Annotated in this window: 13 protein-coding genes; 1 reads left to right on the top strand and 12 read right to left on the bottom strand. The window is 43.3% G+C overall.

The window, feature by feature from the left end; all coding sequences use genetic code 11:
- Window positions 1-100 precede the first annotated feature (100 nt).
- The 8 genes from rpmB to PGQ33_RS15995 all read right to left on the bottom strand — a co-directional run bounded on the left by rpmB (window position 101) and on the right by PGQ33_RS15995 (window position 6,026).
- On the bottom strand, window positions 101-289 hold the full coding sequence (gene rpmB, locus PGQ33_RS16030; protein ID WP_022219990.1) for a 50S ribosomal protein L28: 189 nt from the start codon (window positions 287-289) through the stop codon (window positions 101-103).
- A gap of 107 nt (window positions 290-396) precedes the next feature.
- The gene (locus PGQ33_RS16025) at window positions 397-1,110 is read right to left on the bottom strand and encodes a CpsD/CapB family tyrosine-protein kinase (RefSeq protein ID WP_022219989.1); all 714 of its coding nucleotides are present in this window, start codon (window positions 1,108-1,110) and stop codon (window positions 397-399) included.
- 44 nt (window positions 1,111-1,154) lie between these two features.
- Window positions 1,155-1,859, bottom strand: coding sequence for a CpsB/CapC family capsule biosynthesis tyrosine phosphatase (locus PGQ33_RS16020; protein WP_117558305.1), 705 nt, complete (start codon window positions 1,857-1,859; stop codon window positions 1,155-1,157).
- 83 nt (window positions 1,860-1,942) lie between these two features.
- Entirely contained in the window at window positions 1,943-2,551 is a 609-nt protein-coding gene (locus tag PGQ33_RS16015) for a hypothetical protein (protein WP_270206078.1), read from the bottom strand.
- Window positions 2,552-2,614: 63 nt separating this feature from the next.
- On the bottom strand, window positions 2,615-3,598 hold the full coding sequence (locus PGQ33_RS16010; protein WP_195368933.1) for an LCP family protein: 984 nt from the start codon (window positions 3,596-3,598) through the stop codon (window positions 2,615-2,617).
- Complete coding sequence (locus PGQ33_RS16005; RefSeq protein ID WP_270206077.1) at window positions 3,588-4,364, bottom strand: class B sortase; 777 nt, start codon at window positions 4,362-4,364, stop codon at window positions 3,588-3,590. The genes PGQ33_RS16010 and PGQ33_RS16005 overlap by 11 nt, the downstream gene beginning before the upstream one ends.
- Entirely contained in the window at window positions 4,361-5,071 is a 711-nt protein-coding gene (locus tag PGQ33_RS16000) for a YveK family protein (RefSeq protein ID WP_118198326.1), read from the bottom strand. Before PGQ33_RS16000 ends, PGQ33_RS16005 begins: the two co-directional genes overlap by 4 nt.
- Window positions 5,072-5,111: 40 nt before the next feature.
- Window positions 5,112-6,026, bottom strand: coding sequence for a sugar phosphate nucleotidyltransferase (locus tag PGQ33_RS15995; RefSeq protein WP_270206076.1), 915 nt, complete (start codon window positions 6,024-6,026; stop codon window positions 5,112-5,114).
- 310 nt (window positions 6,027-6,336) lie between these two features.
- Here PGQ33_RS15995 and PGQ33_RS15990 point away from each other — a divergent pair, with 310 nt between their 5' ends.
- Window positions 6,337-8,712 carry a phosphoketolase family protein gene (locus tag PGQ33_RS15990; RefSeq protein WP_055157865.1) on the top strand — a complete coding sequence of 792 codons (2,376 nt, stop codon included), beginning with the start codon at window positions 6,337-6,339 and terminating at the stop codon, window positions 8,710-8,712.
- 190 nt (window positions 8,713-8,902) lie between these two features.
- On the opposite strand, the gene PGQ33_RS15985 is transcribed toward PGQ33_RS15990, so the two are convergent.
- The 4 genes from PGQ33_RS15985 to PGQ33_RS15970 form a co-directional block, all read right to left on the bottom strand.
- Window positions 8,903-9,796, bottom strand: coding sequence for a LysR family transcriptional regulator (locus PGQ33_RS15985; RefSeq protein ID WP_055157867.1), 894 nt, complete (start codon window positions 9,794-9,796; stop codon window positions 8,903-8,905).
- Window positions 9,797-10,134: 338 nt separating this feature from the next.
- Window positions 10,135-11,535 carry a uracil-xanthine permease family protein gene (locus PGQ33_RS15980; protein ID WP_270206075.1) on the bottom strand — a complete coding sequence of 467 codons (1,401 nt, stop codon included), beginning with the start codon at window positions 11,533-11,535 and terminating at the stop codon, window positions 10,135-10,137.
- Window positions 11,536-11,560: 25 nt separating this feature from the next.
- On the bottom strand, window positions 11,561-15,166 hold the full coding sequence (locus PGQ33_RS15975; RefSeq protein ID WP_270206074.1) for an ABC transporter ATP-binding protein/permease: 3,606 nt from the start codon (window positions 15,164-15,166) through the stop codon (window positions 11,561-11,563).
- A 97-nt stretch (window positions 15,167-15,263) separates the two neighbouring features.
- A complete protein-coding gene (locus PGQ33_RS15970; protein WP_270206073.1) occupies window positions 15,264-16,700 on the bottom strand; it encodes an aspartate ammonia-lyase in 1,437 nt (478 codons plus the stop codon).
- Window positions 16,701-16,770: the final 70 nt, after the last annotated feature.

Below are 16,770 nucleotides of genomic sequence, written 5' to 3'. Positions count from 1 at the left end.
GGGTGGATTCGGGACTTTAACCCGTTAGAAACGTGCGCCGCTAGGCGCACACGCAAAAAACCGAAGCTTAAAAGCTTCGGTTCTTATCATTCCGCTCAGATTAAGCTCTTTCAACGCGTCCGGATTTCAGGCAGCTTGTACATACGTACATTTTCTGTGTTCCGCCGTTTTCCGTTTTAACTCTAACGGATTTTACGTTAGATTTCCACATCTTAGATGATCTTCTATGAGAGTGACTTACGTTATTTCCGAAATGAGCACCCTTTTCACAAATAGCACATTTAGCCATGATTGCACCTCCTAACGATCTGAAATGTCCGCTTACAAATCTTGCAGACTCACAACAATAGTTATTTTAACAGAAACTTTTAACAATTGCAAGTGTTATTTTCACTTTTATGCATTTTTTGTTTCTTCATTGTGTCCATAATAGCCCTCATACTTCTGTGAGCCATAATATTTGTTATAATATCCCTTCTGGTTCTTACGCTCTACCTTGTTAAGAACAACACCAAGAACGGACACTCCCGAATTTTCCAGCTGGTCTTTTACATTCTGCACCAGACGGTATTTGGTCTTACCTGCTTCGACAACAATGATCGCGCCATCACTCTGATGTCCGATGATTGCCGCATCAATAACAAGACCAAGCGGCGGACAGTCAATGATAATATAATCATAGACATTCTTCATGGACTCCAGCATACCAGTAAAACGTTTGGATTCCAGAAGCTCTGTCGGATTCGGAGCCTCCGGTCCGGAAAGAAGAATATGAAATTTCGGAATATTTGTCGCCATAATCACATCTGCAAGCACACACTGTCCGGAGAGGAAGTGTGACAGCCCTTTATCTGCGCCGGTAATCTGAAGTTTCGATGCCATAACAGAATTCCTGATATCCGCATCAACAAGAATAACAGATTTTCCCATGTCTGCAATTGATTCTGCCAGCGCAACAGAAACAGAGCTTTTCCCCTCTCTCGGCACACAGCTTGTTACAAGAATGACTCTTTTATCATCTCCGCAAAACTGCAGATTGGTACGCAATGTCCGGATTGCTTCACGCACCCCGTAGCTTTTCTTTTCAATCGATAAATTAACCTTTTTCAACAAAACACCTGCTTTCTTCCCCACGCGGGGCTATCTGAATCTCTTTATCTGCTCTTCCATATCCGTCTTGGATTATCTACAAAAATCTCTTCCGCATAATCCTGTCCCATCTTTTTTCTGACGTAAGTGGCACACTTCCCGAGGTTCATCTTCCGCCCCTCCAGATTGTGTGCATCTGATCCTATAAAATCCACAAGATCATCTTTCATCAGGCCGGCACAGAACTTTTTAATCGTATGTCCTTCATATCCCAATACGGAATCTGCATTTATCTGGATCTGTGCTCCAAGTTTTTTCAGTTCCTGGATTCTCTCCGGTTCCTGACAGCAAAAATACCTTTCAACATGTGCAACGATCGGTCGATATCCCTTGGTGATCAGCTCATAAATGTAATTACGGACCGTGACAAAACTGTCATTGGTTGAAAACTCTGTCAAAACATATCTGCTTCCAAGCATCGTCGGCCGAAGCTTCTTATCAAGATGCCGGATCATCTGCTCATTCCGGTAATACTCGCAGCCAAGCCTCAGTCCAATTCCAACTTCTTCAGCATAATCGCGAAGTTCATGGTATACTCGGATCACCTTTTTCATGGAAGGCTCAAACATCTCCGGTCTGTAATGCGGAGTCGCAATGATATAACGTACTCCCTGCTCATAGGCATCCCGTATCATTGCTCTGGAAGTCTCCATATCCGGTGCTCCATCATCTACTCCCGGAAGAATATGACAATGAATATCTACCAACATCAAAACGTATCTCTCCTGTCAAAAAGAAAACGCCCCTCACGGTGACTCCCGCCACAAAGAAGCGTTTTCAACATATGTTTGTATTATCTAACAGCTTTCTTTTTAAGACCGAATGCTGCTGCTACTGCTGCCAGTCCAAGTACTGCAACTGCTGATACAGCTGTTGCGCTTGTAGCCGGTGAAGTAGCTGTTCCTGTAGCGGATGTAAGAGTTGTCTTGTCAACAACAAATGCAACCGGTGACAGTGAACTAAATGTACCTGTTACTGTTCCATCTGCAACAGTTGTATCAATCTTCTCCCAAGCTGATGCTGATCTATTGTAATGCAGAATCTGAACTTTAGAAGAAGCTGTTACGCCTTTCATTACGAATGTGATCTTAAGTGGGAATTTAGCTCCTTCCGGCGCTGTAACTTCCTTAACATCAGCAACTGTCATATTCGCATTAAAATCGCTCCCAATTACTTCTTTCAATTTTGCTTCAGTCTTAATGTCTGCAACTGCCTGTGTGTATTCTGCCGGGATCTCAGATGTGATAGAAACATTCACTGCATTACCATCTGTATCTGTTGCGCTGCTTACAGCTGTAACAACTGTAGAAGCTGCCGGGCTTGGTGCTGCAAATGCCGTCATTCCGATGCAGGATACCATAGCTGCAATAAGACCAACTGTCTTTAAGATTCTTGACTTCATTTTCTTTGACCTCCTCACATAGTTTATTTGATATTCGCTATATCAAGCTATACTATACTACAATTACATTATTTTGTAAAACATTTTTAATATTATTTTTTTTAATTCTTTATTGTCTACCAGATACTGCGCATGTCCGTCTTTCTCAATAATCTCACCCGGAACTTTCACGGTGTCCTCTGCAATCTTATAATCTGTCAGCTCTTCCATCTCATCCGCAGTCATGTTTGTTGTCATATAATCCTCCAATTTCTGGTACAGAGAAAGATACTCTGTTTCGCTTTGAATACTCTGCATCTTCTCGATCAGAGCATCCATAAACTGTGACTGACGTTCCATGCGCTGATTGTTACTGTCAAGGACTTCAATATCTCTTTTACGGACATATTTTTCAGCAAGTTCCCCATTAAGAGTAACTTCTGCACCTTTTTCAAATGCAGGATCAACAGCTGTATAATCTTCTGGCACGGTAAGAGTAATTCCTCCAACCGCATCGGTTGCTGCAACCAGCCCCTCCAGCGTCAGTGAAAAATAAGAATCTACATTCACGCCATACATAAGTTCTGATACCTTCTCAGATGTCAGACGGCAGCTCTCTTCTGCCCCGTCCCCATATGCGTACTGAAGTGCGATCTGCCCATTTTCCGTCATCAGCCTGTTACCTGTCACATCATAAATATCGATTCCCACCATAGAATCTCTGGAAATCTGAATGATCTGTGCCGTCTTCTCTTCTTTATTAAGGACCAGAAGATTCAGGCTGTCGCTCTGTCCGTTTTCTCCCGGGTTATTACCAAGATCTGCTTTTTCTTCCTTGTCAACACCCATGAACAGAACGGTCTTGATATCCGGGTTGAGTTTGTATTTCTTTCCGTCTTCTTCGATGATTCCGGACTGTGATTCCGTTTCGTCTGCACCCGCTTCTGCCGATGCCTCCTGTTTTTTCTGCGTACCGCTTTTCCCTTTTGTAACCGTATAAACGACACCTGCCAACAGCCCTGCGCAGATAACTGCAAGTATCACGATTACCAGATTTCTATTCTTCATTTGTCAGAACCGCCTCCACAAGAAGTCTATGGTTTGATTCTCCCGTCACACAGGTACTGAGCGACAGGATCCGGTCTTCTGTTCCTACGCTTTCGATATCACTGTAACGGCTTCTCAGGTCTCTGGAATCCTGAAGTGAATCCAGGAAAGCCTGTCTCTGGTCATCCATTACATAATTGAAAGAGTTGATCAGATGACGGTCATCATAAATAACTGCCGCAAAAATCCGGTAAGTCAGAACATGATCTGGTGTATAAATGATCACATTTGGATATTTTTCAATATATCCTTCTTCCAGATAACGATCCAGTGTATGAAACATGGTATCTACACCCTCACCCATCTGATGTCCGTAAATAACCGTATTGAAATCTGTAAAATTCTTACTGTTGCATGCCTGTGTAAAAATAGCACCATCCGCCGCTTCTACCCGTTCCCAGGTATGAGATAGATAATAATTATCATCCTCATTATTCTGGCAAACCGGATAATCAACGGTTGTTCCATCAATCTTAATCCATGCGTAAATGTCCGGATTTTTTTCCTGAAGAGCAGTAAAATCAACCGGTATCTCCGGCTTTGTCTGCTCTCCGTCATCACTATCTGTTTTTGACGGTTTCACATTTTCCGTTGCCAGCTTTTTTGCATCATCATACGACTGCTTCGTCTTTGCCGCCGTGGCGTAATACCAAATCAGATAACCTGAACAGCAGACTGCTATCACAAGCAACACCGCAACAATAATCTTTCTTGTCCTGTCTTTCAAATCGATTCCCTCTTTTCTGTCGGAATCGCTGCAAGCATATGAAGTCCAAGATATTTTTTAATATCATCTTCATTCTGGACTGTATCGTTAACCAAATATTTAATCACAATAATTCCTATAGCCAAAAATGCAACCGCCAACGCTCCAATTATTGTATTTTTCATCGTATTCGGTGATGAAGCTTTTTTAGGTACTACCGCTTCCTCCACAATTTTAGGTTTATCACTAGACATAACATACGCTACTCGTTCTGCTGTCACTTCTGCAAGTTCATTTGCAATTGCCTTTGCCTCTTTTGCATTCTCATCAATTACCGTAAAGCGCAAAATTCGTGTATCAGTCTGATTATCTGTCTGAATCATTGCCACAAGCTCATCATACGAATATTTCAATTTTAACTTTTCAATCACCTCTTCTATAACTGGGCGGCTCGTCGCAAGAATTTCAAAATCAGCTGTAAGCTGCGATCCCATCTGGATATCTGCAAGAGATGTCACACTGGTTGTCTTCGTTAAAATATAAATCATCGATGAAGCTGAATATTTCGGAGTAAGGAAGAGTTTTGTCCCACTAAACGCAATCACTCCACCTACGATAAAGCACAGAATAATCACCCATAATTTATTCAGCAATAAATGAAAGATCTCGCCAAGATCAATCTCGATCTCGTCATCTCTCTGTGCCTCTAACTGTTTTAATTCATTCATATTTTTCTTTCCTCTTCTGTTTTTTACTTCCAGGATCCGTTTAATTCCACAATTTTTCCGGATAAACGCCATCTTCTGTCATCTTCTTGAATCCGGCCTGTGCAAGTTCTGTATCTTCTTTATAAGTAATACCGATCCATTTATCGTGTGTTTCCAGAACCTTTACATCCACATTTCCTTCTTTTAAAAGATCTCCTACAATATTTGGAAGAAGATATTCTTTTTTCAAAGGATCTCCTGCTTCATCTTTTAAAAATTCTGCGAATCTCTCATCCAGAACCCGAATGAAATCCGGATAACCAGCCCACATATTCATGGATACATTAGAATCTGGTGTGATCCATTTCTGAACCGCTTCGCTGTCGCAGTGTACCCCGTCAGCCTGGATACTGATTCCAGTCGTCTCATGGATCTGTTCAAGCATTCCATTTTCATCTACCACACATACGCCGCGGGTAACTGTTCCATTTTCACTAACCGTATTCTTCAGAATAAAACCAGCCATTCCCATCTGCATCTTATCTGCTGTCTCTGCGTGCGCAATCAAGTAATCATGGAGAAGCTTAAACGCTTCCTTCCCATAATAATCATCTGCATTGATGATCACAAACGGTTCTTTTACTACATCTTTACAACACAGAACTGCCTGACCAGTTCCCCAAGGTTTGGTACGTCCCTCCGGAACTTCAAAACCAGCTGGAATATCTGCAAGATCCTGATATACATATTCCACCTCGATCTGATCTCCGATACGATTCCCGATTACAGAACGGAATTCTTCTTCAATATCTTTTCTGATAATAAATACAACCTTGTCAAAACCAGCTTCTTTTGCATCATAAATAGAGTAATCCATAATGATCTCCCCATTCGGAGACATCTTGGCGAGCTGCTTGATTCCTGTTCCAAATCTTGAACCGATTCCTGCTGCCATAATAATCAGAGTAGTCTTCATAATAAATTCTCCCTCACTAAAAAACTGTCAATCTACATTATATACACTGTTTTTCTCCGTCAAAACATTAACATTTTAAACGCTTTATTCAAAAATCTTACATAAAAACAGCTATTCGTAATTATACTTCAATTTTTCCACAATGTCTACCACCTATTACGAAATTAAGGAACTCCCCCTCTTCCTATCCATAACATTTTGATATGAATATAATTCATTATTGCTATTTTACGTTATCTTTTACTCATGATATGATGAACCCAGTTAAAAAAATAACAAAAATGAATTAGAGAAAGAGAGAGGTACTAAAATGGAAGACAATAAATTATGTCTTGAAAAGCAGCCATTATCTGATGAACTGCTCAACAAAATGAATGCCTACTGGCGTGCTGCCAACTACCTGTCAGCCGGTCAGTTATACCTTCTTGATAATCCGCTTCTGAAAAAGCCATTGACCATGGATCAGATCAAGAAAAAAATCGTCGGACACTGGGGAACCGTACCTGGACAAAACTTCATCTATGTACACTGCAACCGTGTCATCAAACGTTATGATCTGGATATGATTCTTCTTTCCGGTCCGGGACATGGCGGAAACTTCCTGATCGCCAACACTTATCTGGAAGGTTCTTATAGTGAAGTTTATCCGAACATCAGCCAGGATGAGGAAGGCATGAAGAAAATGTTCAAGCAGTTCTCATTCCCATGCGGAGTTCCGAGTCACTGTGCTCCAGAAACACCAGGTTCTATCAATGAGGGTGGAGAACTCGGATATTCAATTGCTCACGGCTTTGGTGCTGTTCTGGACAACCCAGATCTTATCGCTACAGTTGTTGTCGGTGACGGTGAAGCTGAAACAGGGCCGCTTGCTACTTCATGGCAGTCCAACAAATTCCTGAACCCGATCACAGACGGTGCTGTTCTTCCAATCCTTCATCTGAACGGATACAAGATCAGTAACCCAACCATTTTCTCACGTATTTCTCATGAGGAAGTGGAAAACTTCTTCAAGGGCTGCGGATGGAAACCTTACTTCGTAGAAGGTGACGATCCGATGACTATGCACAGAAAAATGGCTGAGACTATGGATGCCTGCATCGAAGAAATCAAAGCAATCCAGAAAAATGCCCGTGAAAACAATGATCCTACCCGTCCGTTCTGGCCAATGATCGTTCTTCGTACTCCAAAGGGATGGACAGGACCAAAGGTTGTTGACGGACTTCAGATTGAAGGATCTTTCCGTGCACATCAGGTACCGCTTTCTATGGAATCACCAGAACATCTTGACCTTCTGAAAGAATGGTTGGAAAGCTACCATGCAGAAGAACTCTTCGATGAAAAAGGACATCTGATTCCGGAACTTGCAGAACTTGCTCCAAAGGGAGATGCCCGTCTTGGTGCAAACCCGCATGCAAATGGCGGACTTCTTCTGAAAGACCTTCGTCTTCCGGATTTCCGCTCATACGGAATCGAAGTAGAACCTGGCAAGACAAAAGCACAGGATATGATCGAACTTGGCGGATACATCCGCGACATCTTCAAATTAAATGAAGACAGTAAGAACTTCCGTATCTTCGGACCAGATGAAAGTATGTCCAACCGTCTGTACAAAGTATTTGAAGAACAGAAACGTGACTGGCAGGCAGACTTGCTTGACACTGATGACTGCCTTGCAAGAGACGGACGTATCATGGACGGTATGTTAAGTGAACATATGTGTGAAGGATGGCTGGAAGGATATCTTCTGACAGGACGTCATGGATTCTTTGCAAGCTATGAAGCATTCATCCGTATCGTTGACTCTATGGCAGCGCAGCATGCAAAATGGCTGAAGGTCTGCAACCAGCTTTCATGGAGACAGCCGATCGCTTCGCTGAACTTTATCCTGACATCTAATGTATGGCAACAGGATCATAACGGATTTACACATCAGGATCCAGGATTTCTGGATCACATTGCCAATAAAAAGGCAGACGTTGTCCGCATGTATTTACCACCGGATACAAACTGCTTACTCTCATGCTTCGACCACTGCATCAAGAGTAAGAACTATGTCAATGCAATCGTAGCATCTAAACATCCAAGCTGCCAGTGGCTGACTATGGAACAGGCTGTAAAGCATTGTACACAGGGTATTGGTATCTGGGAATGGGCAAGTAATGACTGCGGTGAAGAACCAGATGTTGTTATGGCTTGCTGCGGTGACACTCCTACTCTTGAAGTTATGGCTGCTGTTACTATCCTTCGTGATGAAATGCCAGAGCTCAAGATCCGCGTTGTCAATGTAGTTGACCTGTTCAAACTGGAATCAGACCACAAACATCCACACGGATTAAGTGATGCAGAATACGATGCAATCTTCACAAAAGATAAACCGGTTATCTTTGCATTCCACGGATATCCGACACTGATTCATGAACTGACATACGAACGTCACAACCACAACATTTCTGTTCATGGATATCAGGAAGAAGGTACGATCACTACTCCATTTGACATGCGTGTACAGAACCAGATCGACCGTTTCAACCTTGTAAAAGATGCAATCATGCATCTGCCACAGCTTGGCAATAAGGGATCATTCCTGATTCAGAAGATGAACGACAAACTGGTTGAGCACAAGCAGTACATCGCTGAATACGGACAGGATCTGGAAGAAATCAGAAACTGGGAATGGCATAAATAATATCAATCGTTTTCTAATCCAAAATTCTACTTTATAACTTTATACTTACAAATATAAAAATGCTCCGGAACTTTATGATCCACACATAAAAAATTCCGGGGCATTCTCCTTATATTTTTCTTTGCAGATACACATCCCGGCTGCAAAGGATACCGATTTGTACAATCCACTTTGAAAATCTATTTCTTCTTTAGTTCTTCTGACTGCTCAGAAACTTCTGAAACTCCTTCGATGCAATACTCTGAGGATACTCAGTATCATAGATCAGAATAATATTTCTGGTCGGAAGCTTCTCTTCCACTTCGATTTCAAATACATTTTCCGCCTTCTTCTCTTCTTCGGCAAATTCTTCCGGGACAAATCCAATTCCAAGATTGTGACGGACTGCCGGCAAGATCAGGTCTGTCGTCGCAAGCTCCATATCCGGCAAAAACTGCAGACCATGATCTGCAAAATAATTATTCAGGAATTTTCTTGTCAGTGCCTCCGAAGTCAGGCTGATCCAGGGATAAGCCGAAAGCTCCTCCAATGAAATCTTTCTTCCTTTTAATTCTATGTAACGACTGCCGCCGATCAGCACCTCATGGTATTCCCGCAGTTTCTTCATCCTGAGTGGCTTATTTACCTGCAGATCCGTTGACACAAATGCAAGGTCTACCTTTCCTTCTTTTACCGCGTTGACCGAGTCCATGGTACTGTTATTTAAGATTTTGAAATGTACGTTCGGGTAAATGCTGTTGAACTCTCCCATTGCCCGGAACAAGAAGCAGTGCAAGGCTGTCTCAGTCGCACTGATATAGATTGTCCCGTTCTCAAGACTGATCAGATTGCTCAGATCATTTTCCCCTTTAAAAAACTGGGCGCACCCTGCCGATACATAGCTGTAAAAGGTTCTTCCCTCCGGTGTCAGCTTCATACCGGATTTGCTTCTGGTAAATAATCGGCATCCCAGTTCATTTTCCAGGTTGTGTATCGTTCTCGTCACCGCCGGCTGGCTCGTCTTCAGAACGCTGGATGCCTTTGTAAGGTTCTCATACTTCGCCACATAATAAAAAACTTTATAATATTCAAAATTAGAATTCATGTGCCTCTCCTTTGTTGTCTTATCCTGTCAGTTTTTCATCTGCCGTAAGTATAGCATGATTTTTTAGTTCTTACAATTGGAATCATAGCTTACTGAACATTCGGTGCGGATCCGGTCAAGTCATCATCGATTTTTCTACCAGAGAAACCAGTCTGGAGGTACTATCCCTCGCAGCGAAACACTAAAAAAGAACTGGCGACACTTTTTATCGTGCCGCCAGTTCCTTATTTGCTCAACAATTTTCGATTATAATTGTTCAGACGCCTGCGCTTCGATCTTTCTTTTTGTCCTCATCCTCGTTCATCTCTTCCTTCTGATTGACTTATTTTTATCACATTTTACAAATCTGTTGTTTTTTTCTTCGGAAGGCAGATACTTAAGATCAATGACACCACGAACACCCCTGCAACTGCATTTCCATTAAAAATATCTCCTACCTCCTTCGGAAATGCAGAAAAGAAGTTTCCGGAAGTCTGTGTCAGTCCGACACCGATACAGAATGCCAGCGATACGATGATCATAGTTCTGTCATCAAACACACACCCTTTGAGCATCTTGATCCCTTCATACATGATCGATCCGAACATCATAACCGTACATCCTCCAAGTACCGCCTGCGGAAGCGAATTGAAAAAAGCTCCAAGTGGCGGGAACAGAGAAGCAAGGATCAAAATCAAAGCCCCCATCAGAATAGTAAAACGGTTGATAACTCCCGTCATAGTGACGAGCCCGATATTCTGACTGAAAGAAGTAAGCGGCAGACATCCAAAGCATCCTGAAATCGCACTGGAAAATCCATCCACGGCAAGAGACCCCTGCAGTTCCTCCATCTTGATATCCCGTCCAAGTGCACCGGTACACACTGCAGTAGTTGCACCCGTTGTCTCCGCTGCCGATACCAGGAATACAATTGCAATAGTAAAGAATGCTCCCAGATCAAAAACCGGTTTATGGGAAGTAAAAAATACAAGCTTGGGAAGGCTGAATACACCAACCTGCTCGATCGTCTTTGTAATTCCTGAAAAATCAACCATCGCTGCAATCCCTGCCACAGTAAATATAATGGACAGAAGATACCCACAGACCAGACCAACCAATACGTTCAGGTTCTTGTATACACCTTTTAACAGATAACGGGCAGCCAGACACACAACCAGTGTGAAAAATCCGACCAGAAGATGATACCACGCTCCAAAATCTTCTGCTCCGTTTCCACCGCCCCAGGAATCCATTCCTACCGACAAGAGGGAAAGCCCAATCGCAATCACCACACATGCCGATACTACCGGTGTCAGGAACCGTTTCCAGTATTTGGCACTCATTCCTACCAGTCCCTCAAAAATACCTCCGGCGATCACCGCACCAACCATCCCTTCATATCCAAGTTCCGAATTGGTACAGATCATCAGCAGACTACCAAGAAAGGTAAAACTGACTCCCATAACAATCGGAAGCCTGGAGCCAATCTTCCATACCGGGTAAAGCTGCAGACAGGTCCCGATCCCCGCTGCAAACATCGCGCACTGCAGAAGCTGCGTAATTTCCGCAGCACTTAAGTGATTCTCCGATCCTCTCACAAATGCCGCACTGCACACGATCAGCACCGGTGCCAGATTCGACACAAACATTGCCAGAACATGCTGGAGTCCGAACGGAATCGCCTTTTTTACCGGCACTCTTCCATTCAGACAGTAAATATTTTCCTCACTCACTGCTTCTGTATTTTTCTCTTTATCCATTTTCCTTTTCCCTCATTCTCTTTTTTTATTCTGTCCTAAGCGCTGTCACCGGATCGCTCTTTGCTGCTTTCCTTGACGGAATGATTCCACCGAGCAGGGTAAGCCCGATACTCAAAAGAATCAGCACAATTGCCGGAAGCACTGGTAAAAATGCATTGATTTTGTTATTATCTGCCACCGCATGGATGATCATATTTCCAGGGATCAGAAGCAGCAGTGACAGTCCGATTCCGATCAGTCCGGCACACAGACCAATGATAACGGTTTCTGCATTAAATACCTGCGATACATTTCTCTTAGATGCCCCGATCGCGCGCAGGATTCCAATCTCCTTCTTCCGTTCAAGTACACTGATGTAGGTGATAACCCCGATCATAATTGAAGATACTACAAGGGAAATCGCCACAAACGCAATCAGCACATAGCTGATGATATCCACGATATTTGTCACGGAAGACATCAGTGTTCCGACTATATCGGTATAAGTGATGATCTGTTCCTCTTTTCCTTCTTTTTCCATCCGGCTGTTATAAGAATCCAGGATTTTCACCACTTTTTCTTTACTCTCAAAATCCGTCGGATATATGGAAATCTGACTCGGGTTCGCAAAATCCACGTATCCAAGCTTCTGCAGATTATTGTCATAGGAAGCAGTCGCGCTCATTGTCATGGATGTCATCAGCTCTTTCAGATCATCTTCTGTCATATTCATCTGAAATGCCTTTGCAAATGCATCGGTATCAATCTTCATCGAACTTCCAAGCATGTTCTGCAGCTGGGTTCCCACATTTCCCATGGCAGCCTGCATGGCGTTCCCGATTTTTTCTGTGATCTGAGTGACGATCTGATTCATTGCCGAAGTGATCTGTGTCTCAAGCACATCCGAAATTGCTCGGGTATAAGTTCCCATTGCCTTTGCCATGTAACTTCCCATTGTCGCACTTAACTGGCTCTCCAGCTGATCCATATCGATCACCTCGGAAAGCCCGTTCATCAGACGCTGTTTTCCATCTGCTGTGGCAAGGTAGTTCAGAAAATAATCTCCCATTTTGGTCGGATCTGCTTTTCCATTCGCCGCAGCATATGCCGGATAACTACTCGCCAGTTCTTTTGTCAGTTTTTTCAGCTGGTCAGAAGTAATATTTATCACCGTATCTCCAAAAATCTCCTGCTGCCAGGCATTCATAATCTCTTTTGCTTCCTCGGTCTGTAAATACTCCGCCAGGTATTCTCCAAATTTATCCGGATCTGTATATCCTTTTTCCGCAGCATACTTTTGATATCCTTCCATCACACGCTGTACAAGCTCCTGCATCTGATCAATTGTAATCTTAAACCCACCGGTGCTCTCAATGATCTCCTGCAGATTATCTTTCAGGATCTTCTGCGCTTCATCCGTCATCAGGTAATCCATAAAATCTCTCGCCAGATTTGAATAATCTGCTTCCGGATGGAATTTCACATACTCCTGATAACCTTCCATAACACTCTCAGACAACTTCTGCATTCCACCCGGTTTTACGGTAAGATTCAGGCTTCCGATCATATCGCCAAGATTCATCTGTGGCATACCGGACACGTCAAGACTGATCTGATCCAGATTTATCATCCCGGACAGATCCAGAGAATCCCCACCCATCCGGAATGCATTTTCCAGATTCAGGGAATCTGCCGACAACAGATCACCGGAAAATCCACTGTCGTCTAAAACAAATGCTTTCTGAAATGCATCCTCATCTACCGTAAACAGACTGTTCGCATCCAGTCCGTTCTTCTCTTCTGTGGTTCCGAACTGTTCTCCGGTAAATACATTCTTGGATGGATTCTCCAGCTGATCTTTTACAATCTCACTTTTTGCAGCCTCTTTTGCGACATGCTCAGTAAGTCTCTGCGGATAGCCAATCCCCGGTGTCAGAGCGGAAGCATTTGCATCTTCCGATGCCTGTACGATTCCGACGATTTTAAGTTCTTCGCCCTGATCCACGAGTTTCTTCATATATTCCTTATTATCGGATTTATCCTTCCAGATCTCGTACTGGCTGTCATATTCGTAGCAGTCAGACACATTGACCAATTTAAAAGTTTTTCCAATAATATCCTCATAGGTATATGTTCCGATATTTGCCGGAGTGTTCACATCTTCTTCATTGATAAATTCCTGGATCATTTCGTCCAGTTCCATCTGATCCCGCAGTCCCAAAGTATAAAGGAGAAAATCACTCATGCCTCCGTCCGAAGTCAGCACCAGTACACATTCATTATAATTCTGCGGCCAGCGTCCCGCCTTCACATCATACTGGTTCTCATAAAGCCCCTCCGTCTTAGGCATTTCATAAAAAACATTCGTACTCATCATCGATGACATCAGACTGTTGGTACTTGCGCCAGAGCTGATTCCAAGCGACTCAAAGGATTTGTCCGGATTCACCTGGCGAATGGAACCATCCTTGTTCTGCCGATAGATTCTTGGTGAAATATTATAAGAATATTCAACGGCACTGGTATAGTCCTCAATTCCACTTTTTCCTCCATCCAGATATTCTTTTAAAGACTTCAGATCGTTGGAGTTCATCGTGGAAAACATATTGGTCATCATCTGCATAACCTTGACTTCCCCGTCTTTTTTTGTCTCCTTCTTATCCGAACTGCCCGAACCACTGTCCATATTGCCTACCATCATCGATGTCATATCAAATCCGGTACTCTGGATCTGAAGCGGATACTCGGAAAGAGTCTCTTCTTCAATTGACTTGATGTAGGCATTGACTCCGTTGGAAAGTGCCAGTATCAGTGCAATCCCGATAATTCCAATAGAACCGGCAAAAGATGTCAGAAGAGTCCTTGCTTTCTTCGTCTTTAAGTTATTAAAGCTCAGGGAAAGAGCCGTCAGAAATGACATGGAAGCTTTCCCCATATTCTTATGCTCCGGCTCCTTCATGACCGCTTCATTGACATAAAATTCGTCCGTATCCGAACGGATCTTTCCGTCCTTGAGCGTTACGATACGGGTCGCATATTCTTCAGCAAGCTCTGGGTTATGTGTAACCATTACAACAAGCCGGTCTTTTGCCACTTCTTTTAAAAGTTCCATAACCTGCACACTGGTCGCCGTATCCAGCGCTCCTGTCGGCTCATCAGCAAGCAGAATATCCGGATCATTGACCAGCGCACGGGCGATTGCCACCCTCTGCATCTGTCCGCCTGACATCTGGCTCGGTTTTTTATGCAACTGCTCCCCAAGACCAACTTTTTTCAGAGCCTCAATCGCTCTCTTTTTCCGTTCTTCCTTCCCGATCCCAGAAATAGTCAGTGCCAGCTCCACATTGGCAAGCACCGTCTGATGTGGAATCAGATTATAACTCTGAAATACAAAACCAATTGTATGATTTCGATAGGAATCCCAGTCTCTGTCTTTATATTTTTTCGTAGAAATCCCGTTGATGATCAAATCACCACTATCGTACCGATCCAGTCCACCGATGATGTTAAGAAACGTCGTCTTTCCCGAACCACTCGGTCCCAGGATCGCAACAAATTCATTGTCCCTGAAATTCAGGCTTACATCATCCAGTGCCTTCTGTACCAGCGTACCTGTACGGTATTCTTTGCAGATATGTTGAATTTGAAGCATAAAAATTCTCCTTTTAAGTTGTAACTCATGAAACGCGTATGTTTCATTGTACACCCTTAAAAGGAGAAAATCATGTCTTTTAGAAAAATTTTATTCTTTATTTTCTGAGAAGTTCTTTTCCCGAAATACCTGGCTCTGTCATATTGACCGGATCCAGAACGGTTTCCATCTCTTTTTCACTTAAAAGACCTTCTCTGAGGATCAGATTGCGAATGGATTCCCCGGTCTTCATTGCTTTTTTCGCAATCTCCGCTGCTTTCTCATAGCCTACATGCGGACAGATTGCAGTAATTACGCCGATGCTGTTCTCTACCAGCTGACGGCATCTCTCTTCATTGGCTGTGATTCCTGTCACACAGTTGTCAATAAAAGTCTGCACTGCATATGCAAGTGTATCGATCGACTGGAACAGACAGTAGAATACGATCGGTTCAAACGCATTCAGTTCCAGCTGTCCACCCTCTGCTGCCATCGTGATCGTCACATCATTTCCAATGATGTTAAATGCGACCTGGTTCACTACTTCCGGGATGACCGGATTCACTTTTCCCGGCATGATCGAAGAACCATTCTGCTTTGCCGGAAGGTTGATCTCACCAAATCCGGCTCTTGGTCCGGATGACATCAGACGCAGGTCATTGGCAATCTTGGAAAGTGTGACTGCACACGCTTTCACTGCACCGGATACTGCCACAAACGGATCCAGGTTCTGGGTTGCATCGATTAGATCAAAAGCCTGGACAAACTGAATATCAGATATTTTTGAAAGATTCGGAACAATGCGGCTTACATAGGCTTCATCTGCATTGATTCCGGTTCCGACTGCCGTTCCACCCATGTTGACGGTACGCATCTCGCCCATCGCATTATCCATACGGTGAATATCACGCATGATGGCATCGGAATATGCCTGAAATTCCTGACCCAGACGGATCGGAACTGCATCCTGCATTTGGGTGCGTCCCATTTTGATCACATGGTCAAATTCCTCTGCCTTTTTGCAGAGCGCTCCATGAAGTCTGAGCAGTTCTTTTTTCAGATTCTGAAGAAGTCTGAGTGAAGTCATCTTGCCAGCTGTCGGAATAACATCATTTGTGGACTGTCCGCAGTTTACATCATCATTCGGATTTACTGCTGAATAATCTCCCTTTTTCCCGCCAAGAATCTCAATCGCACGGTTTGCAATGACTTCGTTTGCATTCATGTTCAGAGAAGTACCCGCACCTCCCTGGATCGGATCTACGATAAAGTACTCATGCAATTTTCCTGTAAGGATTTCATCACATGCCTGTACGATTGCTTTTGCCTTTTTCTTTTCCAGAATCCCACTCTCGCAGTTGGTGATCGCAGATGCTTTCTTTATGTACGCAAGACTGTTGATGATCTCCGGATGCATATTCAGCCCGGTAATACGGAAATTCTCCGCAGCACGCAGTGACTGTACCCCGTAATATACATCTCCCGGAATATCTTTTGCCCCTATTGAATCCTGTTCTACACGATAACCTGTCTTGTTTTCTTTTCCATTTTCCATCTCAAAATCCCTCGATTTTCCATTTTTCTCTGGCGTATTGCCTTTGTTGTTTTCATTATAGCTCTGTGTT

This window comes from Coprococcus sp. AM100_B19A (assembly GCF_027662015.1).
GTDB classification, from domain to species: Bacteria; Bacillota; Clostridia; order Lachnospirales; family Lachnospiraceae; genus Allocoprococcus; species Allocoprococcus comes.
Note: the sequence above shows the minus strand (reverse complement) of the source record. Positions and strands in the feature narration are given on the sequence as shown.